At 35.9% G+C, this 22,636-nt stretch carries 19 protein-coding genes; 7 read left to right on the top strand and 12 right to left on the bottom strand.

Annotation, left to right across the window (positions count from 1 at the left end):
- Positions 1–30 precede the first annotated feature (30 nt).
- Entirely contained in the window at positions 31–1,041 is a 1,011-nt protein-coding gene (locus FLUTA_RS19565) for an NAD(P)/FAD-dependent oxidoreductase (protein WP_013688642.1), read from the top strand.
- Between the two features lie 76 nt (positions 1,042–1,117).
- Here the strand turns inward: FLUTA_RS19565 and FLUTA_RS19560 are convergent, their stop codons facing one another.
- Together FLUTA_RS19560 and FLUTA_RS19555 are read right to left on the bottom strand one after the other, a co-directional pair.
- Positions 1,118–1,558, bottom strand: a complete 441-nt coding sequence (locus tag FLUTA_RS19560) for a hypothetical protein (protein WP_013688641.1) — start codon at positions 1,556–1,558, stop codon at positions 1,118–1,120.
- A gap of 149 nt (positions 1,559–1,707) precedes the next feature.
- Complete coding sequence (locus tag FLUTA_RS19555; RefSeq protein WP_013688640.1) at positions 1,708–3,672, bottom strand: M1 family aminopeptidase; 1,965 nt, start codon at positions 3,670–3,672, stop codon at positions 1,708–1,710.
- A 212-nt stretch (positions 3,673–3,884) separates the two neighbouring features.
- Here FLUTA_RS19555 and FLUTA_RS19550 point away from each other — a divergent pair, with 212 nt between their 5' ends.
- Positions 3,885–7,154 (top strand): ATP-binding protein, encoded by a 3,270-nt coding sequence (locus tag FLUTA_RS19550; RefSeq protein WP_013688639.1) that lies wholly within the window; start codon positions 3,885–3,887, stop codon positions 7,152–7,154.
- A gap of 4 nt (positions 7,155–7,158) precedes the next feature.
- Here the strand turns inward: FLUTA_RS19550 and FLUTA_RS19545 are convergent, their stop codons facing one another.
- Genes FLUTA_RS19545 through FLUTA_RS19530 form a run of 4 tightly spaced genes read right to left on the bottom strand, consistent with a single transcriptional unit; the run spans position 7,159 to position 9,567 of the window.
- A complete protein-coding gene (locus FLUTA_RS19545; RefSeq protein ID WP_013688638.1) occupies positions 7,159–7,596 on the bottom strand; it encodes a GNAT family N-acetyltransferase in 438 nt (145 codons plus the stop codon).
- A gap of 18 nt (positions 7,597–7,614) precedes the next feature.
- Entirely contained in the window at positions 7,615–8,151 is a 537-nt protein-coding gene (locus FLUTA_RS19540; RefSeq protein ID WP_013688637.1) for a hypothetical protein, read from the bottom strand.
- A gap of 3 nt (positions 8,152–8,154) precedes the next feature.
- Entirely contained in the window at positions 8,155–9,126 is a 972-nt protein-coding gene (locus tag FLUTA_RS19535) for an endonuclease/exonuclease/phosphatase family protein (protein ID WP_013688636.1), read from the bottom strand.
- 39 nt (positions 9,127–9,165) lie between these two features.
- Positions 9,166–9,567 carry a hypothetical protein gene (locus FLUTA_RS19530; RefSeq protein WP_013688635.1) on the bottom strand — a complete coding sequence of 134 codons (402 nt, stop codon included), beginning with the start codon at positions 9,565–9,567 and terminating at the stop codon, positions 9,166–9,168.
- A gap of 114 nt (positions 9,568–9,681) precedes the next feature.
- On the opposite strand from FLUTA_RS19530, the gene FLUTA_RS19525 reads away from it, so the two are divergent.
- Positions 9,682–10,257 carry a DUF1990 family protein gene (locus FLUTA_RS19525; RefSeq protein ID WP_013688634.1) on the top strand — a complete coding sequence of 192 codons (576 nt, stop codon included), beginning with the start codon at positions 9,682–9,684 and terminating at the stop codon, positions 10,255–10,257.
- 9 nt (positions 10,258–10,266) lie between these two features.
- Positions 10,267–11,151 (top strand): DUF6438 domain-containing protein, encoded by an 885-nt coding sequence (locus tag FLUTA_RS19520; protein WP_013688633.1) that lies wholly within the window; start codon positions 10,267–10,269, stop codon positions 11,149–11,151.
- A gap of 23 nt (positions 11,152–11,174) precedes the next feature.
- Here FLUTA_RS19520 and FLUTA_RS19515 read toward each other — a convergent pair whose 3' ends face one another.
- From FLUTA_RS19515 to FLUTA_RS19505, 3 genes are all read right to left on the bottom strand, one after another.
- Positions 11,175–11,780 (bottom strand): alpha-ketoglutarate-dependent dioxygenase AlkB family protein, encoded by a 606-nt coding sequence (locus FLUTA_RS19515; RefSeq protein WP_013688632.1) that lies wholly within the window; start codon positions 11,778–11,780, stop codon positions 11,175–11,177.
- Positions 11,781–11,856: 76 nt separating this feature from the next.
- Positions 11,857–12,141 (bottom strand): hypothetical protein, encoded by a 285-nt coding sequence (locus tag FLUTA_RS19510; protein ID WP_218916780.1) that lies wholly within the window; start codon positions 12,139–12,141, stop codon positions 11,857–11,859.
- Positions 12,142–12,229: 88 nt separating this feature from the next.
- Positions 12,230–13,090 carry an SDR family oxidoreductase gene (locus FLUTA_RS19505; protein WP_013688630.1) on the bottom strand — a complete coding sequence of 287 codons (861 nt, stop codon included), beginning with the start codon at positions 13,088–13,090 and terminating at the stop codon, positions 12,230–12,232.
- Between the two features lie 145 nt (positions 13,091–13,235).
- Between FLUTA_RS19505 and FLUTA_RS19500 the strand changes: the two genes are divergently transcribed.
- The 3 genes from FLUTA_RS19500 to FLUTA_RS19490 all read left to right on the top strand — a co-directional run bounded on the left by FLUTA_RS19500 (position 13,236) and on the right by FLUTA_RS19490 (position 19,004).
- The gene (locus FLUTA_RS19500) at positions 13,236–13,622 is read left to right on the top strand and encodes a winged helix-turn-helix transcriptional regulator (protein WP_013688629.1); all 387 of its coding nucleotides are present in this window, start codon (positions 13,236–13,238) and stop codon (positions 13,620–13,622) included.
- A gap of 123 nt (positions 13,623–13,745) precedes the next feature.
- Entirely contained in the window at positions 13,746–15,443 is a 1,698-nt protein-coding gene (locus tag FLUTA_RS19495; protein WP_013688628.1) for a M14 family metallopeptidase, read from the top strand.
- A gap of 126 nt (positions 15,444–15,569) precedes the next feature.
- Positions 15,570–19,004: a T9SS type A sorting domain-containing protein gene (locus tag FLUTA_RS19490; RefSeq protein ID WP_013688627.1), complete on the top strand. Its 3,435-nt coding sequence runs from the start codon at positions 15,570–15,572 to the stop codon at positions 19,002–19,004.
- 77 nt (positions 19,005–19,081) lie between these two features.
- On the opposite strand, the gene FLUTA_RS19485 is transcribed toward FLUTA_RS19490, so the two are convergent.
- From FLUTA_RS19485 to FLUTA_RS19475, 3 genes are read right to left on the bottom strand one after another with little or no spacing between them, the layout of a single operon-like run.
- Positions 19,082–19,651, bottom strand: a complete 570-nt coding sequence (locus tag FLUTA_RS19485; protein ID WP_013688626.1) for a Maf family nucleotide pyrophosphatase — start codon at positions 19,649–19,651, stop codon at positions 19,082–19,084.
- Positions 19,648–20,619 carry a geranylgeranylglycerol-phosphate geranylgeranyltransferase gene (locus FLUTA_RS19480; RefSeq protein ID WP_013688625.1) on the bottom strand — a complete coding sequence of 324 codons (972 nt, stop codon included), beginning with the start codon at positions 20,617–20,619 and terminating at the stop codon, positions 19,648–19,650. The genes FLUTA_RS19485 and FLUTA_RS19480 overlap by 4 nt, the downstream gene beginning before the upstream one ends.
- Entirely contained in the window at positions 20,619–22,634 is a 2,016-nt protein-coding gene (locus FLUTA_RS19475) for an OmpA family protein (RefSeq protein ID WP_169312104.1), read from the bottom strand. Before FLUTA_RS19475 ends, FLUTA_RS19480 begins: the two co-directional genes overlap by 1 nt.
- Between the last annotated feature and the right edge of the window lie 2 nt (positions 22,635–22,636).

Below are 22,636 nucleotides of genomic sequence, written 5' to 3'. Positions count from 1 at the left end.
CTATTGAAACAATTTAGAAATAACAAAATTATGATTGAAACAGATATCATTATCATTGGAGCGGGTCCTGTAGGGCTTTTTACTGTATTTGAAGCTGGATTATTAAAGCTGCGTTGTCATTTAATTGATTCTTTGCCACAGCCAGGTGGACAATGTTCTGAAATCTATCCAAAAAAACCGATTTATGATATTCCGGGCTTTGCTTCTGTTTTGGCTGGTGATTTGGTGAATAACCTGATGGAGCAGGGAGCGCCTTTCAAACCTGGTTTCACATTGGGAGAAGCAGCAAGTACTATTGAAAAGCAAGCTGACGAATCGTTTATTGTTTCTACTGTCAAAGGAACGCAACACAAAGCGCCAATCGTTATGATTGCTGGTGGATTGGGTGTTTTTGAACCTAGAAAACCGCCGATTGAAAGCATCGGGTCTTTTGAAGAAAAAGGAGTTGATTACATCATTAAAGATCCGGAAGTTTTCAGGGGAAAGAAATGTGTGATTGCTGGTGGTGGTGATTCCGCTTTGGATTGGTCTATTTATTTAGCTGAAAACAACATTGCTTCGGAAGTCACTTTGGTACATCGAAGCGCCTCGTTCCGCGGACATTTGGATTCAGTGCAGAAAGTGATTGATATGGCTGATTCTGGGAAAATTTCCTTAATCACAGAAGCTGAAGTGACAGATTTAAAAGGTGGTACAAGTTTGGAAGAAGTTGTAATTAGTCATTCAAAAAATGGAGAGATTGTTACAAAGGCAGATCATTTCATTCCTTTGTTTGGATTGAAACCATCTTTGGGGCCAATCGCTGATTGGGGATTGGAGATAGAGAAAAGTGCTGTCAAGGTGAATACACTGGATTATTCAACAAATATTCCCGGAATTTATGCCATTGGTGATGTCAATACGTATGAGAACAAATTGAAGTTGATTCTGTGTGGTTTTCATGAGGGAACTTTGGCTGTTCAATCTGCCTTTGCACGCATCCATCCAGATAAAAAGAATATTCTGAAATACACTACCGTAAATGGAGTTAATGGCTTCTAGAGGTTCGGAACTGACATGAAACAAAAATCCCCTCCTGTAAGAACAAGGAAGGGATTTTTTAGTTGTTTGAATATTCTTAGTGATTATGTCCGTCACCTTCTTTGTGCTCATGACCATGATCTTCTGTTGCAGAACAAAGTCCTACGATTTCATGAAATACATCGTGTAATGCTGAGATTGCTTTGGTGATTTTTTTATCACTAGCACCATCTTTGATTTCAGTTTGTAATTTTTGGCTATCTGTTACCAATTGAGCAACTGCTTTCTTCACTTTTTCGTTGTCGAAATCTGCAGGGAATTTAGATGCTTGAAGTGCTTTCGCTTTTTCAACCATTTCTCCAATTCTTGTTTTAATGGGTTCCAAATTTCCTTCCTCACTTGGGTGGAATGTTTGAGCCATCACTTTGTGGAACTCTTTCAATTCAGCCCAGTCTTGCATTTTGCTTTGAGCAAGTGTTTGGTTAGCTAATGCAACCATTCCAAAACTAACTAATAGTAATAAAGCTATCTTTTTCATGTAATGTTTTTTAGTTCCGTAAAATTAGGGATGATTTTGGAAAGGTGAATCATAAATTGTGATTAATTAATGTTATCAGAATCTGCTAAATCAAAAAACCACTTATCCATCAACGAATAAGTGGTTTATCAAAATGAGTTTTGAATGAATTATCTCTTAATCAATTTGGAAAACACTTCTCCAGATTTAATATCTGTTACTTGTAAAATGTATGTTCCTTGAGCGTATTCTTTCAAATCAAGTGTGGTCCAACTAGTGAAATCCTTGGAAAGAATTAAACCTCCCTTGTGATCCATAAGCGCCAAGTGAAAATCGCCCCAATGATTTGCCATTTCAATAGTAATTGGTCCATTCGTTGGATTTGGATAAATCGAAATGCTTGGTCTGTTTGGATTTTCTTTTATGCCAGCAGTAAAATTTGCGTCTTTTACAATTCCATTTGACTTATTGCAGATCCAGTTATTCGGATCAATTTTCGTAATGTTGACAAAATCAGCTGCATTTGGAATAATAAACTGATTTTGAGTTCCAGTAATTTGAAAGCGAATAGTTGTGTCAGCAGCAGTTGTTCGATCAAATAACAATTCCAAATCATTTGTAAACAAAGGGGTAATTGCTGGTCTGGAAGTTGTTTGATTGATTTCTAGTAGTAAATCGTTTCCAACGGTATTCCAACGAACAGAGTAGGTTGGGTATCCTTGGCCAAAATACCATTCTTCGGTATAATTGGTGAAATCTAAGCCGCTTTCATTTTCGACTACATCAATTAATTGGATTGCTGAAGCAACTGAATCAGCATAGATGACTTGAAAGTTTTTTAAAGCATCGAAAAATACTTGGTCATTACCGACTAAAAAACGCAAAGTATGCACAATTGCAGCGCCTTTGTTGTAAACCAATCTTTCAGAGAAAATACTTCCATCGTTTAATGAATCTTGTACCCAAACGGAACCTCCTGTTTGCGACATAATATTGGAATGCTTATCGAGCATGTCTTGAAGTTCGTCACCAGGATATAAATTTTCTAACATGATGTATTCGGAATAAGAAGCAAACCCTTCGTTTACCCAAATATCTGCCCATGAAGAGCATGTTACATGATCTCCAAACCATTGGTGAGCCAATTCATGTGCAGTAAGTGTTGGATTGAAAAAACCTTGTGTGGTCATTGTTTGATGTTCCATCCCACCTGAAATTGGAGCCATACAATGCCCGTATTTTTCGTCAGCGAATGGATAAGGACCATATAAATCGGCATACAATTCTATGAAATCCACTGTTTCGTCAATATCGTTTTGGAAATTCGGTAAAGTTCCTGGATTATCGTAGATGAAGTTTTGAATCAATACAGGACCTGAACCTGCTGGATTCGCTGTAACGTTGTATTCCACATACTTGGCAACTGCCACTGAAATTAAATAATAATCAATTGGATGTTTGTGTTTCCACTCAAAGCGATGTGTTCCATTTCCTAAATCCACCACTTGTTGAAGAAGACCGTTGGAACCTGCTTTACAATTGGAAGGAACCGTGACCCAGACAGAACAACTATCAGCCTTGTCCTTTAAGGATTGTTTTACAGGGAACCATTCATACGCTGAAAATGGTTCAGACAAAGACCAAGTTACTTGATTTCCCCAAGAGGGTGAACTTGCATTGGTCATTCCACCTCCACCTAGTGGATTTGTCGCTGAAGTTGGAGGTGTTCCACTGTAATTCACACGGATTACAAAGTTTTGACCAAGTAATTTATTGATTGGAATTTTCAATGCACTATTTTGTCTGTTATAAGAAACAGGAGTACCATCAACTTCGATAGATGAAATAGTGAATGAATTGTAAAGTTCTACCAAAGCTGTGTCCAAATTTACGCGCGCTTTTGCATGTATTTCAGCCGATCCAGAAAGAGTGGTCGACAGATTTGTCATATTTAGGTTCAAAAAGTAATAGTGAACATCATAAAGCTCCGTTTGAGCAATTTGTGTAACAGTGAATGTATTGCTTTTTAAGTGAGAATGATTATGCTTTTTAATGGAAGAGCATGATCCTTGAGAATCTTGTGCAAATTGAAAAAATGGAAGGAAAAGGAGAGAGAGGAGAATTTTGTTTTTCATAGTTTTATTTTATCGAATTTCGAATTTAAGGAATAGTTATCATTAATGAAGTGAAATTGGAAAAATAGGTAGCCAAATACCTGATTCATTTACTGTAACGCTTGAATTACTCATTTTAGATGTCTTTTTAATACTTCTCTAATTCCAGATGAATAATAATTGTTATTTTCACATTAATTCTCTGTCTTTCAAAGAGATGAATATTTTTTACTATGACTGAGGCGCGTAAGAAATTTTATCCGTTTTTGCTGTTTTTGCTGTTCTTTGTACCGCAGGCTTTTGCAGATTCACTGGATTATTCGAAAATTTCAGTAACTAAATTAATTGACATTTCCAGAAAGTTAGAAAGCACGAATATTCATGAGAGTATTCGTATTTTGAAAGTAGCGATTTTACTTCCAGAAGCTACTTCCAATAAGGGACTAAAACATCGAATATTGATAGACCTTAGTTCTGCTCAAATGCAAAGTGGTGATTATAAATCTGCAATAAACACCGCTTATCAAGCACTTTCTTTTGCTCAAGCAACAGAAAACAACTCTCGAATTGGTGAAGCACAATTCATTATCGGCTGGATTTTTAAGGAACTTGATGTTTTGTTAAAAGCACGAAATCACTTTGAAGCAGCTATGAAATCATATCAAAAGGCAAAAGATTTAACGGGTTTTTTAGAAAGTAAAAATTATGTTGGACATTGTTTGACGGATTATGGCTCTGAAAAAAGCAGTACCTGGTATTTAGATGAAGCGAAGAAAGTTTATAAATCAATCTTACTAGAAGCAAAAACAAAAAAACGAAGTCGCACCATTTTGCAGTGTAATAACAATCTCTCAAATCTATATTTGATTTATTATAAAATTCTAAAAAGAGAAACAGATTTAGAAATTAGTAGAAATTATGCTTTAAAATGCATCTACGGTTCATTAAACTTAAATGATACTTTGAGCCATGCAGTTGGATATTCAAATTTTGGAGAGGCTTATGGGTTAGAGGGGAAAGTTGATAGTTTGAAGAAATATTTGGATTATTCTCGAGTAATTTATGTGAGACAAGCTTTGCCAGATTATATTTTTAGTAATTGTCGATTATTGCTGAAATCTTACCTTTTTTCCAAGAGAGTAAATGATGCTGAAGAACTATTAAAAGAATATGAGACTTATATTAAACGGTTTCAGTTTTTGTCAGAATACAAGTATTTCTATGAATATTATTCAGAATTGGAAAGCTTGAAAGGGAATTATAAGGCTGCTTATGAATACAGACTTCGATACAATTTAAAGTTCGAGGAAAATAGTAATGATGAAAATGCCAAGGAATTGATTCGACTTCAGTTCTTGTATGACTTAAACAAGAAAAACGAAGAAATCGCGATTTTGAATCGGAATAAGTTATTGCAAAGCGATAATAATGAAAACCAGGTGGTTATTCGAAATTTATTAATCGGAAGTATAGCCTTATTGATTGCCTTGTTGATTTTTATTTATGTTCGATACAAAGACAGGGTTTCATCTAATCAACTTATTTTATCCAAAAACAAAGAGTTAGAGCGATTATCGATTGTTGCTAGTAATACCAATAATGGAATCACTATTACGAATGCACATGGAATTATTTCATGGATAAATGAAGGATTTGTACGTTTGTATGGATGGAATTCTTCGGAGGAATTTTTAGAAAGTAAAGGAACTAGTATTTACAATGCAAGCGGTTTAACCCGTGCTGAATTATCTTCCTTTATTGAGAAAGCGGTAGATGAGAAAGAGTCAATCATCTTTCAATCATTTAAGGAATTGAAGAATCAGGAACAAAAGTACATTCAGACTTCTCTAACTCCGGTTTTTGACGAGCAAGATGAATTGAAATTTTTGGTTTATGTCGATACAGATATTACCGATTTGTTGGAAGCTCGAGAATTAGCTATTCGTGAAAAAAGAAAGGCTGAAAACGCACTGAAAACTCAAGAACTCTTTTTGGCAAATGTGAGTCATGAAATTCGAACACCGATGAACGGAATCATTGGGTTAACGAGACAATTAAATGATGAAAAGTTGTCTCATTCACAACAAGAAATTTTGGACACTTTAGATTCATCAGCAAATGGCCTTCTTCATGTGGTGAATGACTTATTGGACGTTTCAAAGATTCGAGCAGGTAAGATGACATTTGAATATGTTCGTTTTTCACTGCGTGATTTACTGAATACGTTTGCTACTTCAATTTCATACCGATCGGAAGAGAAAAAACTCCGTTTTAACTTAGAGTTTACGGAAAAACTCCCTAATTACATCATTGGTGATCCCATTCGATTAAACCAAATCTTGTTGAATATTGTAGGAAATGCTATCAAGTTTACCATCGAAGGAAGTATTACACTGAAAGTTTATTCCATTGAACAGAAAAATGGAATGGAACGCATTCATTTTGAAATAAAAGATACAGGTATTGGAATTCCAACGCACAAACAAGATTTCGTGTTTGAGAATTTCATGCAGATAGAAGATCATCGAACGCGAACAACTTCTGGAACAGGTTTAGGTCTTGGGATTGCTAAATCATTGGTGGAGGCATTGGGAGGAGAAATTCATCTTTTTAGTCAGGAAGGAAATGGAACAACAGTTGTGTTTGAGCTCGATTTTGAATTGCACAAACAGCATGTTGAAACGAAAAACATGAAGCAGGAAGATATCGTGTTGATGAAAGACCTGCATGGCTTGCGTATTCTTCTTGTGGAGGATAATAAAATCAATCAGCGCGTTATTTTATATGATTTAGGCAAATGGAATGTTGATGTACATACCGTTGACAATGCCATTGATGCTATTTCAATCTTGAAAGATAGAAGCTTTGATTTAATTTTGATGGATTACTATATGCCACGGATGGATGGAATGGAAGCAACAACTTTTATTCGAACTAAATTTGCTGAACCAACTTGTTCTATTCCAATTATCGCAATTACTGCTGCTGCAATGGTTGGAGATCAAAATAAGTTCCTTGAAGCTGGCATGAATGATTATATATCTAAACCATTTAACCCTGAAAAATTGTATCAGCTGCTTGTAAAATGGAGTTCCCAAGATCATGGAATCAGTACAACAATTGAAAATGAAAAGCGGGAAGATGAAATAGAATTTATAGATCTATCTATTTTGGAGGAACGTGCAGAAGGAAGTGAGGAATATTTACTGGATATGTACGGAGCTTATCTCGAAATGATGCCGCAATATTCATTGGATTTGATTCAGTTTTATGAAGAAAGGGATTTGGTTGAATTGCGTAAACAAGCACATCAAATTTTAAGTCCAGCCCGATTGTTTGGGATGCACATAACAGCAGATTTATTGTTGAAATTGGAAAAAGATGAGACGCTGAATGAAGAAGAAATGAAAGAATTGGTTTCAGAAATAGTAAATCAAATTCAGCTTTGTGAAAAAACTATTCGAGATGAGGTAACTAAAATTGAATTGGGTAGATTGAATTAGGATGTTAAGTCAACCCTTTTTCATTCAATATTTTGATGAAATGGAATCCTTTTGGAGCATAGCCTTGATTGTAATAAAAGCGATGTGCTTTGAAGTTATTCGTATAAGCATCCAAGGCCATTAAGGTGCAATTTAACTGGACTGCTTTTTCTTCCAAATACTGTTGAATCAATTTCCCAGCTCCAGTTCCTCTTGCTGCTTCACATACAATGACATTGTCCAATTCTAAATAAGATCCACACCATAATTTTGTCCCCAACCAATATCCGCTAATTGCAATGCATTTACCTTCTGAAAACAAAGCGATTTGGCCGTAATTATTGGGAATCATAGCTTGTAACATGCGCTCATAGCTTTCTAAATCCAGCTTTGGATACAATTCCTGAAGAACGCTAAGATGAGGTAACATTTCTTCAATCGTTTTTAATTCTTGAATTTCCATTATTTAAGAGATTTCTATTTAGTTGTAAAAGGGATGTTTTCGGTATTTTTTATCAAAATTTCGAGCCATCGACTGCATCGATTTTTTTGGATGATTGGAAATCACCTCAAATAATGTTTTTAATTCTCTCATCAATTCGGGATACGCTGGCAAAAAGTGTTTTTCTATCATGCGAAGCGCGTGGTATTTGAGTGCAGGAAGTGCTTCTGATTGATGGAGAAAATCAATGAGTAAATCAAGGACTTCTCCATTTTCTGAGCAATCGAAAGGTGCGTTTACCAATGCATTGGTTAGATTTCGTTGTACAGAATGATTGGATGTTTTCAGAAGTACAGAAATCATGGAGTCGAACTGATTTTGAGTCATCAAATTAGGATGTTTATCGAAAAAATGAACAGCAATCCAAGAAGCATATTCTGGAAATGGATATTCTTCCGATTCAATTTCTGCAAAAATAGAAGTTCTTAGTTCTTCGTCTTTGACTAAAACGGGAACTATTTCTGCGAAGTTTCGAATGGATTTGAATTCTGTTAGAAAATCTCTTGCTGCATTCATGACTTAAAAGGACTGCTTTGATTTTAGATTTAAAAAAACAGGCAAATGATCTGAGTATCCCCCGTGATAAGTATCTCCACCATAAGTTGCACTTGGTTTTGATCCTCCATCTTTAAAGGTGAAAACCAATTCTTTTCTATGTGCAATATGTGCATTGTTTCCTTGTACCTCTAATCCTGATTGACCTTGTAAAAGTCCTTGGGAAACAATCAATTGGTCAAAAATATCCCATTCCCTTTGGTGAACGGTCGTTCCAAATCCATCTTTATGTTCTTCAATTAAGAGATTAATTAGATCTCCTTTTGTTTGTTCGTGTTGTCCTTTGGCACGAAGAATCGTTTTAATACTGTAATTGTCAGGAGTATCGTTAAAATCACCCATTACCAAGATGTTTGCGTTTTTCTCCGCGTTTAATAGTTCATCAATTTCTCTTCTGAGAGTCATTGCTGCTGCTTTTCTTCTGTTTTCAGATTCCGAAATACCCTCTCTTCTGGATGGCCAATGATTCACAAAGAAATGGATAGAATTGTTTCCGATTTTCGCTTTCATGTGAATGATATCTCGGGTTCTAAAATGTGGTTCATCTTCTACAGTAATAATTAATCGGGTTTCGAGTTCTGATTGGATAAATTTGGAGTCATATACAAAAGCACAATCCATTCCTCGTCGGTCTTCGGAGTTGTAATGGACTATTTTATAATCTCGTTGAGCAAGAGCCCCTGTTTTGATTAGATCTTCTACTACTTTTCGGTTCTCGATTTCGGCCATCCCAAATGCAAGTGGAGTGGAGCCATTAATGAACATCAAAGCTTCTGCCAAACGATTCAATTTTGTCTGATACCGTTCTTCATCCCACAATTTATTCCCTTCAGGAGTGAACTCTTCATTTCCTAACAATGATTTGTCGTCAATGGTGTCAAAAAGGTTTTCTACGTTGTAAAAAACTATGGGGTGTTTTTGAAAAGAGTCGGACATGTTGAAGATTTAATTTTGAATCCAAAAATAAGGAATGAATTAGTTTTTTTTCGCTCGAACTTTTTTCATGAGATACAAAACACCCAAATGAATGAGAAAACAAATAACAAATAGAATTCCTTGAATAGTTATTCCTTGTAGATTGAAAGGATAACCACCGTTGAAAAGAGCTCCCCAAATGAGAATAAGAGTCCATAATAGACTAATGCTGTTGCATACAATGATTGGAGTGGTTCGAGGCTTGGCAAGGATCAAAAAAGAGAGTGAATATGCCATAAATCCTCCCGTACCAATTACTCTCACAATGCTATTTCCAGGCCAGTGCATGAATTTAAAGAAATAGCCCGTCATAAAAACACTCACCCAAATAAGAATGACCCACCAACGAAATTGAATCGTGTTATTTGATTTTGAAGGGATTTGATCTAAAAGGTCTTCCATAAAATAAGTTGTCGGTTTGTTGCTCGAATTTAAGGATTATTCAACACGTAGGAAGTAACAAATCTTATTGGAAATTCATGTATTTTTGATTTTAAGAGCTAATCTCTGTAAGGAATGAGAATTTTTCTAATAAATCAAACCGATAAACTATCCAAACATCTTCATTCATTGAAGTTGGGGAAAGTGATGTCTTATGACAAAGCACTTTTAAAAGAGAAAACCTCTACTGTCGTAGTTGCTACGACTAAAAATTTGGAGGAATTGAACCTCGATTTTCTATTTGACTATAAGATTTTCCCAAGTAATATCCTCATTTTCAAAGCTCAGTGGCAAGAAGAGAATCGAAAGATGAAAATTGGAGACACGATTGTTCAGCAAGTTTTTATCCCGCCCATTAAATTCTTTTCACAGAAGATTGTATTTGGTGTTCGGATAAAGGAAATTTTCAATGAACCTACGAAGAAAGGCTTCAGTTACGAAACATTGGAAGGCCATGTGGAAAAAGGAATTTCTGCATTTACAGCCGAAGAAATGGAGGGTGAAATCATTTTTAAAATTGCTACTTATTCTGTTCCAGGAAGTTTTCTGTCGAGACTGGTTGGGCCTGTTTTTTCAATTCCTTATCAAACCTTTTGCACTCGAAAAGCATTGAAAAATGTAAAGCTACAACTTGAGAATCAAAGCAATTAATTTGATAGTATGAAATTTCACAGTCTAATTATTTTTTTAGTTTTATTTACTCTCTCGTGTAATTCATCAAAAAAAGTAAAAACATCAATAGAAATAAAGAAGGAACTGCAAGGATTTTGGTTGATGAACGATACCATTAAAGGTGAGATGAAACAGTTCAATCTATACTTTAATGATAGTATTTGCCATGTTTTTTATAATCAAAGTAATTTGAATCGTTATAAAATTCATGATTCTATTCTGGAACTTCGAATTACATCCAGTAGTCCAATAATTGGTAACAGAATGAGATTTAAGATTTGCAGCGTAAATAATCAAATGTTATGCTTACTTCCCTTAAGTAAGAACTTAAAAGAATCGTGCGCGAAAGATGGTTTAGACACTTTATCTCTCCACAAAGCCAAAGCGCGAAACAGATTAAATTGGAATCAGGTTACTTTTTACAGTACGGGGTGTTTTGGTACTTGTCAGAGCTTTATATTTCAGATAAAAAAATCAGGAGATATGCTCTATCAAGGGATTTCATTTACAGAGAAAGAAGGTAATTACACTTCTAAAAAGGATGAAGAATTTTATGCGATTTTGGCAGATAAGTTAAAGTATATCAATTTTCGACAACTTAAGTCTGAATATAGTGCACCCTGGTCTGATGATCAGACTGTAAACCTTGCAGTCGAAACTAAATCCAATGCATACTTGACCAGTGTATACGGCAATTTTGAAGAACCTGCCCCATTGAGAGTTTTTTTTAGTTACATTTTTTCAAACTATGAAAGGATTAAATGGAATAAAACTAATGAGATATTCTCTTTTGAGGACAATGAAAATCTAAGGGATCTTTTCTCCGTATATCAAGAGAAGTCTATTGTTTTTTTACCTCCGATATCTCAATGAAAATTTAATTCTTATTTGAAATATCATTTCTCAATCGTTCGAAAAGTTAAATTAACACGTGGTTTTTTGGATAACTTGGTTGGTGGAAGTCGGTGGAGCCAATGCGTTTGCGTTTCTCCTTTCATTACGAGCAAACTTCCATGTTCAAGCAAAACTGAAACAGTTTGGGTACTCTGTTTGTGTTTGAAAGCAAATTTTCGTTCGCTTCCAAAGCTTAATGAACCAATTGCTCCATTTTTCTTCAAGTCTTTTTCTGCGTCGCTATGCCAAGCCATTCCTTCGCTGCCGTCGTGATACAAATTAAGCAAGCAGGAATTAAACGTTTCACCCGTTTTAGCTTCTACGATTGTTTTGAGTTCCAATAGTTCTTTGGTCCATTGCAAAGCTTGTTTGGTGGTATTGGAGTAAGTATATTCAAATGCCCGATCTCCATACCAAGCTACCTTTCGTTTCGTGATAATCTTTTTCCCAAATATGATTGCTTCGTCGTTTTTCCATTCAATGTGTTCCAGCAGATAATCGAGGAAAAGATCGGCTTGTGCTTTCGTAAAAACAACGCCATAGTAATTCACCGTTCCGTCATGCGGAAGTAAGTTCGTTGTTTGATCTGAAGAGCTGAATAAATCCATGTTGCTAATTATGAATGTTGAATGCAGAATTTTGAGTGAATTTCTCTGAATTCTGCATTCTAAATTCTACGTTGAACTATTTGTTTTGATAGAACTTCAATATTGTTTTCCCGAATATTAAAAATAAGAAACACGTGCAAACTGCTCCTAGAAAAATTCCGTTCTGTAAAATTGTTTCGATTCCGTGGTTGACGTGAAATAATACCAATGCAAGAGCAAATTGGGTAATGGCATACCAAATATTAGCAATAGGTTTATACCCAAATATGCCCAAAAAGCGTGTTTTCGTCATTCCAAACGCGAAGTGGGGAAGTGCGTTTACTAGTAAGAATCCGATTAGAAAATCTAGAATTAGCATCATCAGAATAATTTGATTTCACCCTGAAATTACAAAATAAAAAAAGCGATTCGCTAATAACGAACCGCTTTTTGAAATCAACACGAATTGATTATTGGAAAATCTTTCCGATGAATTGATTCAAAGAGCTTGGTTTTCTTCCCAAAAGTTGCTCCAAATGAGTATTCGGAATATCGAAATCACCATCTTTTGTTGCTGTTGCAAAGCCAACTGAAAAACCAATCATCGCTTCAGGAAGACCAACTTCGCTCAACGTTTTTGAAAAATCGGCAACAGAAACATCTGTATAATTCACTGTTTTTCCAGAATGAGCAGACAGCGCATCAGCAACATCTTGGTAAGAATAGCTTTCTACATTCGAAATTTCATACGTTTTGTTTTCATGTCCTGCTGTACTCAATACATTCGCAAAAGCTTCTGCCATTTCAGTTCTTAAAGTGTAAGGAACGCGTCCGTTTCCTGCTGGAAAGTTAATCCCCGTTTCAAGTACATGCTCTCCAACAAACATTGGAAGGACATCTGCATATAAATTATCACGCAAGAATGTATACGTTAATCCAGATTCTAAAATGTGTTTTTCTGTATCGAAATGATCTCCCATGAATGGTTTTAAAGCCGATTGTTCGATGTTTTGCATGGAAACTCCTGTGTAAAGAATGTGTTTCACTCCAGCTTCTTTCGCTGCATTAACAGCTCTTTTTTGTTGACCTAAGCGATCATTAAAATCATTGGAAGAGATTAAAAGCACTTTTTCAACTCCTTGAAATGCTTTTACCAATGAATCCTTATCATGGTAATCACCAACTCTTACATCCACGCCCAATGCTTTCAAATCGCTTGCTTTGTTTGCATCACGAACCAATACTGCTATTTCCTTTGCAGGAATCTTTTTTGCTAGAAATTCAACTGTTGCCTTTCCCAAATTACCTGTTGCACCTGTTACTAAAATCATTTGTCTATTTTTTAATTTGTCCTATCCCGACATTCATCGTCGGGGTTATCAGGACAAAGCTATGGAAACTGACTATACAAAAAGAAGTACTATACTTTTGTATATCGATATACTTTAGTATACTTGTACCGATTAACTTTGCGGTATGGAACAGAAAATGACATTTGAGCAGGCAAAATCTTGCCCCATTCAGTTTGTATTGGCGATGACTGATACCTTGAACGTGATTTCAGGTAAATGGAAACTGCAGATTATCGGGGCATTGCTTTTTGGAAAAAGTCGTCGTTTCACGGAAATCCAGCGCACCATGCCAAAGATCACTCCCCGAATGCTTTCCAAAGAACTGAAAGAATTGGAATTGAATGGCATTGTGAAACGAACGGTTCATGATTCAACACCTGTTTTGGTTGAATATGAATTGACTGAATCTGCAAGACAGCTACAAGAAGTAATGGACAGCATGATTCAATGGGGTATTAGCCACCGGGAAGAAGCGAAACGCGAGATTGCCTTGGAGAAACTGGCAGTTTGATCTGATTTATCTTACTACTCTGTAAAAAGTTAATCGCTGAGAATACAATGTTCTACATTGGCTCTTTGCGTCCTTTGATTCTTTGCGGTGAATATTTCGGATTAGAGTTCTTATTTTTAGAGCATGAAGCTAACATTTTTCGCAATTCTATTTCCGCTCCTTGGTTTCGCACAATGGGATGGAAACCGAACTCCTACCTATCCAGAACTGATTGAGATTTACAAAAAGTGGGATTCACAACACGCTGAAATTGAGTTGTACCAAATGGGAGAATCGGATACTGAATTCCCGATATATTTGGTGCTCCTTAATGGAGCAGGAGATTCTTTGAAAACCTTTCAGAAAGCGAAATCAACTACAACTGTTTTAATCAATAATGCCATTCATGCAGGAGAACCAGACGGTGTAAATGCTTGTTTGTTGTGGATTGAAGAATGGATTAAAAAAGGAAAGTCGACTAAAGATTTACCTGTCATCGCAATTATTCCGGCTTACAATATTGGAGGAATGATGAATAGATCTTCGTTGAGTAGAGCAAATCAAGATGGGCCAGAAGAATACGGATTTCGAGGAAATGCTCAGAACTTGGATCTGAATCGGGACTGTATCAAAATGGATTCGAAGAATATGAAAACATTTGCGAAGATCTACCATGGATTGGAACCTGATGTATTTGTGGATAATCATGTATCGAACGGAGCTGATTATCAATATACACTTACGTTGATTCATTCTATGAAAGAGCGAATGAGTGCTTCGATGAAGAATTTGATGAAAAATCAGTACTTTCCAGCGCTTACTCCAGATTTGAAAAAGAAAGGCTGGGATTGGGTACCGTATGTAGAAACAATGGAAGAGACTCCAGAATCTGGTTTACAAGTATTTAATGATTTACCGCGCTACGCGCAAGGATATGCGGCTATTTTTAATTCAATAAGTATTACAGTTGAAACGCACATGCTAAAACCATTTCCGCAACGTGTACAAGCAACGAAAGCTTATATGGATTGGATTTTTCATTGGTCGAAGAAGCATGGGGAAACTATTGAAAAAGCAAGAGAGTCATCTGTAATTAGAGAAGATATTGGTAGGAAAGCTCAACTACCTTTCAATTATCAATTGACGAATCAAAAAGATTCCATTTTGTTCAAAGGATATGAATTTGGATACAAGCCGAGTGAAGTATCTGGAAAAAACCGTTTGTTTTATAATCGTTCGAAACCATTTACGAAGTATATTCCTTACTATCAAACTTATTGGTATCGAGACTCTGTAATAATTCCTAAAGGATACATTATTTCAAAAGAAGCAACAGAAATTATTGAGCGCTTACAGATGAATGGAGTTGAAATGATTGAAATGGATAGTTCAATGAAACAAGTTCATACAATTCGTATTGTGGATTTTGAAACTGGAAGCAAACCATATGAAGGTCATTTTATTCACCGAAAAGTAAAAAGTACAGAACAAGAGGAAATTGTGCGTGTTCCGAAAGGAAGTGTTTGGATTCCGTGTGACCAGAAAAGAACGCGATTTATAGTCTCTGTTTTAGAACCTCGTTGTGAAGATTCATACTTTGCTTGGAATTTCATGGATAGTTATCTTCAAGAAAAAGAATATTTCTCGGCTTATGTTTTTGAAGATGAAGCGGCAAATTTACTCAAAGAGAATCCAAGCCTTCGTCAGATGCTGGAAAACAAGAAATCGATTGATCCTGAATTTGCCAAAAGTGGGGAAGCTCAGCTTTTCTTTGTCTATCAGAATAGTGACCGTTTTGAAAAAAAGACGTTTAATCGGCTTCCAATTTTTAAAGTTTATTAGTCAGCATTTCAATATTTATAGGTGATTTGACTGAAAATTGAAGCATTTAACATTTAAATCTCACAAAATCGATATAGCAAAAGATGAGTTTCACGTATCTTTACAATCCTATACTGATTATAAAACATGAAAAAACTCATTCTCTCCAGTTTCTTAGCATTTATTGCAGTTACTGCTTTTGCTCAGGACACCACTTGGGTTCAAACGTATACGTTTGACACTATCAGCACACGAAGGGCTGAATTCCAATTTCCGACAAGTTTAGATACCAAACGTTTCGAAAAAGTATTGATGTATTACAAACTCAAATGTTCTCCATTGACCACTTGGGATCAATACAATTGCGGAGAATGGGATTATTTGGCATATACACGCATTTTTGATCATACTGGAATTATGGATTCTGTTCAAGTGGATGGAAAAAAATACAGAGTGAATACATTATCTCCTGCTAATTATCCATTTGCAAATGCTCCTTATTACGATCAAAAGTGGATGCAGGTGCAAAAACGATCACAGGCAACGACAACTATTCATCCCATCTCTGGAACAGGAACTGCGCCAATTACATTTGTAAGTGCGAATGGAAATGGGAAAACTTTGCAGTGGGTTATTCCAGCAAGTGAATTAGCAACAAGTGGAGTTGTGGCAGGAGATATTCAAGGAATGAATTTGAGTTTATTGAATGTATTGGGCTCGCTTCAAGGGGTTCAAATTCGCATTAAATCAACGTTATTAAACACCTTGACTTCTTTAGAAACATCTGGATTCACAACCGTTTATAACAATGAGCTAACTGGAATCGTGAGTGGATCGAACACCATAAATTTCTCAAATCCATTTATTTATGATGGTTCATCCAATTTAGTAATTGAAGTAAAATTTTTAGATGCTCGTCAAGGATTAACACAGGTTGATATGGCAATGACTAACGTTTCGGCTGGAAATACTTTGAGCTTTGATAATTCAAATGGAGTTTTCACCAGCAATGGAACGAATTATGCGGAGATCAATCTGAATAATGTTGATCTTGGAGGCGATATTACGATTGCTTTTTGGGCAAAAGGAAATGGAAACTCAGCACAATCAACTTCGATTATTGAGGCTGCGGATTCTGTAAATAATCGTATTTTGAATATTCATATGCCTTGGTCAGATAACACCATTTATTGGGACGCTGGAATGGGAGGTTCTTATAATCGAATTTCAAAGGCAGCTACAGCAACAGATATTGATAATGTTTGGCATCATTGGGCTTTTGTTAAGAAAACTTCAACTGGTCAGATGTTTATTTACAAAGATGGAGTTCAATGGCATACGGGCTCTGCATTAAATTTACCAGTTGGGAAGATTACTAAATTTATATTAGGAACTACCAAGGAATTGAACGCCAATTGGAAAGGATCAATCGATGAGTTTTCGGTATGGTCAACCGCATTAGATGTTGCAACAATAGCTGCTTGGAAAGATAAAAAGATTGCAGCGACTCATCCGAATTATTCAGATTTGGAAGTTTATTATGATTTCGATGGTCAACTTGCAATGATGGATCGTTCAGGTCATAATCGTTTAGGAATGTGCTCAGATTTAAACTTGGTTCAAAATAATCAAACTATTGTTGCTGGTTTGGAATCATCGACAAGTATTCCAAAAATTGACTTAATTCAAGGAACAATGAATCCTGCAACTGCAGATTCTGTTTTAGTTACACAATTCCCTAAACCGAGTGTAGTATTTGAATATCAACCAGGAGAACATAGTTTTCACATTGTTTCTAATACAATCAAATACGATCAGGGAACAATCGATACACTTGGAAGTAATGGAGCGCTTCTTCATACTGGACCTAGTGTGGTTGATGGAACATTGATCAATCAAACAATTACTTATTATGAAGCCGCTTTTGAGGAAATAAATGATGTTGAAATTGGTCGATACATTACTCCTTATGGAATTGGATTTGATTTGGGACCTCAAGGATTTACATGGATTTATGATGTGACAGACTATCAAAAATACTTGCATGGAATGGTTGATTTAGCGGCGCACAATACGCAAGAATTAATTGACTTGAAATTTGCATTTGTGGAAGGTATTCCAGCAAGAGATGTTCACAATATTGAGCCAATTTGGCAAAATTGGACATCATATAATTATGCAGAAATGGCAAATGATGTAGTCTTGCAAGCTAAACAAGTTACTTTATCAGATACATCTCAAAATTTTAAAATCAGAACACGGTTAACAGGTCACGGACAAGTTGGAAATGGTGCATGTTGCGAATGGCAAGACAAACAACACAAAATTATTGTGAATGGAGTAGAGCGTTTTAGTTGGAGTATATGGAGAGATGATTGTGGTCAAAATCCAAATATTGCACAAGGAGGTACATGGCCTTATGCTCGTGAAGGTTGGTGTCCAGGTGATATGGTTAGAGAGTTTGATCATGAATTAACTTCGTACGTTACACCAGGAAATACCGTTTCAATTGATTATGATATTTCTGATGTTCCAACCAATGATGCTGGACAAGCTGGGGGTAATTTTGTGACGGCGATAGATTTGGTTTCCTATTCTGCTCCGAATTTTCAACACGATGCAGCTATTTTGGATATTTTGAATCCAAATAGCTATGAATATTACAGTAAGTGGAATCCGACTTGTTCTAATCCACGAGTGATTTTACAAAATAACGGGGCTCTTCCTTTAACTTCTTGTAAGATTCGAATTTGGGTAAGCTATGGTAATTTCATTGATTATTCTTGGACAGGAAATTTAGGATTCCTTCAAAAAGAGATTGTCGAGATTCCAATTGCAAATCAAAATTTCTGGTTCGGGGCAAATCCGGCAAACGGTTTCTATGCAGATGTATTTCAAATAAATGGTTCTGCTTCTTTGGATGAATACCCAAATAACAATGTGTTTAAAGCTAAATATACTGCTCCTGAACTGATTAATGGCCCATTCTTCATTTGGTTTAATACCAATAATAAAGCGAGTGAAAACAAATGGAAATTAATTGATCAAAATGGAACTGTCATTTTCCAAAGAACTACTTTGACAAATACGACAGATTATAAAGATACCTTCAATTTGGCATCTGGGTGTTATTCAATTATCTTGGAAGATAGTGATGATGATGGAATTGGATTTTGGTATTCTTCGCAAGTTGAAGGTGAAACGACAGGTAGTTTTAGGATTCGAAAAGTTGGAGGTTCCTTCATAGAGAGTTTCCCCGCAGATTTTGGGACTTATCACCGATATGATTTTTCGGTAGGATTTACTTTAGGTTTGGATGAAGCAATTTTAGAAAATGAGTTACTTGTTTTCCCAAATCCATCTTCAGATAAAATCAGAGTGGAATTGGTAGGAAATGTTGGAAACAATGCGAAAGTAGAGGTGATTGATATGAATGGAAGAATTGTGAAAACGAAAGCTGTTCAAAATACCAATCAAACTTACGCTGCAGATTTCCAGGTCAGTGATTTACAAAACGGATACTATTTGGTACGTGTAAGCGGAGATAATGGCTCTGAAACTACACCGTTTATCAAGCAATAATAAAATCAAACGAATTTTGAAAACGCGGTTCATTCAATTGAATCGCGTTTTTTTTGGTAGGTTACACTCAACCACCTTTAAATGAATTTCTGTATCTCTTTATACAATCGATTAGTTGGAAGTCCCATTACATTTGTATACGTCCCTTCCATACGTTTCACGGCCACGTAACCGATCCATTCCTGAACTCCGTAAGATCCCGCTTTATCGAAAGGCATATATTTTTCAATATAATACGTTATTTCGTTGTCACTCAATGTTTCAAATTCAACGTCTGTTCGCTCTGAAAAGGAAGTGGATCTATCTTTGGACCCGATAAAAACGCCGGTTATCACGGTGTGTTTTTTACCGGATAATTTTGAAAGCATTTGTCGTGCATCCTCATAGTCGAATGGTTTTCCCAATATTTTCCCATCCAATATGACGACTGTATCTGCGCAGATTATGACTTCGTTGTCTGTAAGGTCGGGGAGAAGCGCCGCTGCTTTTAATGTTGCGAGAAATTCAGGAACTTCGTTTGCAGGGAGTGAATCCGGATAAACTTCTTCGGTATCTTTGATTCTGACTTCGAATTCAATTCCAATTCCAACCAACAATTCTTTTCTTCTGGGCGATTGTGAACCTAAAATCCAACTAATATTTTTCATAGAAAGTACCAGTAAAAAGGCATGCAACAACCAATGAGCATGGTTAGTTTCAAAATAATATCAATACGTTTTAAAGATGAGCGATTTGTACTTGTTAAAAGTATGAAGCAAGAGATAAGTAAAAAGAAATAAATAATGAAACAAGGTCCAATGACAAGTAAAAATGTTTCGTTGAAAACAGCATATCCTTCAATCAAAAACGGGAGTGAAATTGCTATAATTGCCAACAAACAAAAGAATGAAATCCATCTTGTCTTATTGACTCCTAAAACGATAGGAATTGTTTTCGCCTTAAGCTGTAGATCACCCTCCACATCTTCCATGTCTTTGATGATTTCTCGTACCAAATTCAAACTTGTAGCGAAAAAAGCAAGTGCTACGACAAAGAATATTTTTAGATTTAATCTGGAAATCCAATTCGCATCTTCGGCAAAATCACTTAAGAAGTTAGCGCTGTGAAATGGAGTTGTCAATCCTAAAAAGTGGATTCCACAAAGAATAGGAACCAATCCTGTTAGAGCGGCGATCAAGATGTTTCCAATCAAAAATTTTCGTTTGAAATACATGGAGTAAAACCACAGAATATTAATGCTTAATAAATGAATGAATACATACCAAAAAGTTTCATAAGCCCACGTTAGATAACAAGCAATAGAAAATGCAATGAAGTTCAAAATCCAATGAGAAACAATTGCCCATCTTGGTTTGATGTATTTGCCAATGATTACTTTGTTTGGTTTATTGATTCGATCTGCTTTTACATCAAAGTAATCGTTTATAATATTTCCTCCAGCTGCAATCAAGACTGTTGAAAATACCAATAAGAAATAATCCAGAGCTTCATGCGGGTGAGCTTTCTTCAGTAATAGATCTTCCGACATATACGGAATGAAGAACACGCGAATTCCATACATCGTCAGGATTATAACGAGTAAATTAATCGGACGAATGAGTCGGATGAACTGCATTATTTGACGATCTTGTATTCCGTTCTACGATTTTCTTGATGCGCTTTCTCTTTTTCTTTTTCTGTTGCCATTTTATTAATCACATCATCAGTAATAATTGGTTTTGTTGCACCAAATCCTTTTGAAGAAAGGCGTGAAGCTTCAATTCCTTGAGCAATTAGATATTCTTTCACTGATTTGGCACGAGCATCTGATAGTTGCATATTTTTAGCAGCATCCCCACGTGTATCGGTATGTCCACCTATTTCAATCTTCATAGTTGGATTCGCTTTCAATAAATCTCTTAGTTTATTTAATTCTAAAAATGATTCTGGACGTAAGATTGCCTTGTCTAAATCAAAGAATACATTTTTCAAAGGGTTTATGTTTGATATATCGGTAATCGGAACCATTGGAACATCCATGTGGAAAGATTCCTGATTATCCGCAACTGTCATGTTGAAATTTTGTGAGAAGAAAGTATAGCCAGGGTAACTCACTGACAAGGCATATTCTTCATTGATTGGTAGAGAAACCGTAAAAGATCCATTAACTTGGTCCGCTTCGGATTTGATGACTTCTTTCCCCGTTTTGATATTTACTAAAGAGAATTTCCCAGGTATTGTTTTTTTCGTTAAAGCATCAAATACTAATCCATCGAAGTAGACTGTTTTGATTGGTCTGAATTTTTCAGGCATGATGAAGTAATAAAGGTCTAGTTTTCCAAATCCACCTTCACGATCGGAAGCAAAAAATGCAATTTCTCCGTCAGCGCTAACCAACAGCGAATTTTCATCTGCACTGGTGTTTATTGGATAACCCAAGTTTTCAGGAATTCCCCATTCACCTTTTTCGTTCATTCGAGACACGAAAATGTCTAATCCTCCCATTCCTCTGTGTCCTTGAGAAGAGAAATAAAGGGTTTTTCCATCAGGGTGAATTAAAACTGATTCTTCCATGTAAGGCGTATTAATCGTATTTGGCAAGCGAACTGGCACATCCCATGATCCATCTTCTTTTTGTGTTGCAGTATAGATGTCTGAATCAGGTCTTCCACCTCGAGCCATCACTTTACGAATAAAATAAAGGGTTTTTCCATCAGCAGATAAGGATGGTTGTGTTTCCCAACTTGGGGTATTGATTGCTCCAGGAAGATTTACTGGATCTAGCCATTGAGCTCCAAGACGTTTGGTATAGAATAAATCACAACTTCCTTTTCCTTTTCGATTGTCGCCATAACTTCCAGATTCATCGGTACAAGCAACAAAAATTAGACTTCGACCATCAGGACCAATTGTTGGAGCTCCTTCATTATTCAACGTATTGATGTTTTTAGGCATCGAAATAGCAGTTTCCCATGTATTAAATGTACTTAAATTGGAAACATAAAAATCCTCCTGTTCACCATAAATAGGAACTCTTTTATCTTCAATTCTACGCGTAAATAATAAGGTTTTTCCATCAACAGTAATCGTAGGGAAATATTCTGAATCTTTTGTATTTACCCCTGGACCAAGGTTGATAGGTTTAAATTGATTCGGATTTTTCATCGCTTCAATAGCATAATCGCAGTCTATGATAATTTGCTTTGCATTTGCTAAATTATCTGGATGTGCACCTTTTGATTGTGTATAAGTTGTTAGATTTTTCTTGGCATTTTCATACTCACCAACCGCGTATTCGAGTGTTCCAAGGTAATAATATGTTCCACCTGACGGAGAATGATTTGGATTGATTGCTAATGCTTTTCGGTATTGTTCGATTGCTTTATAAGGTTGATTTGTTAGTTCATACATTTCTGCTTCTACCATGTGAGCTTCCCAAAATGTCGGATCTATTTTAAGAGCCTTCTCCAAAAGAGCAATTCCACCAGCATAATTGGGACCGCGTGTAATGGGGTCAACTGATTTTCCAGGTTCATCTCTACCTTGTTCGTATAATGCAATTGCTTTTTTGTTTTTGGAAGAATAAGTCATTTGTGCTGTTGAACAAGAAGCTGTAGCTAAAATGAACAAGGCCAATACAAGGTTTTTCATGC

It is taken from the genome of Fluviicola taffensis DSM 16823, from assembly GCF_000194605.1.
GTDB classification, from domain to species: Bacteria; Bacteroidota; Bacteroidia; order Flavobacteriales_D; family Crocinitomicaceae; genus Fluviicola; species Fluviicola taffensis.
This window is presented reverse-complemented; position numbering and strand designations above follow the sequence as displayed.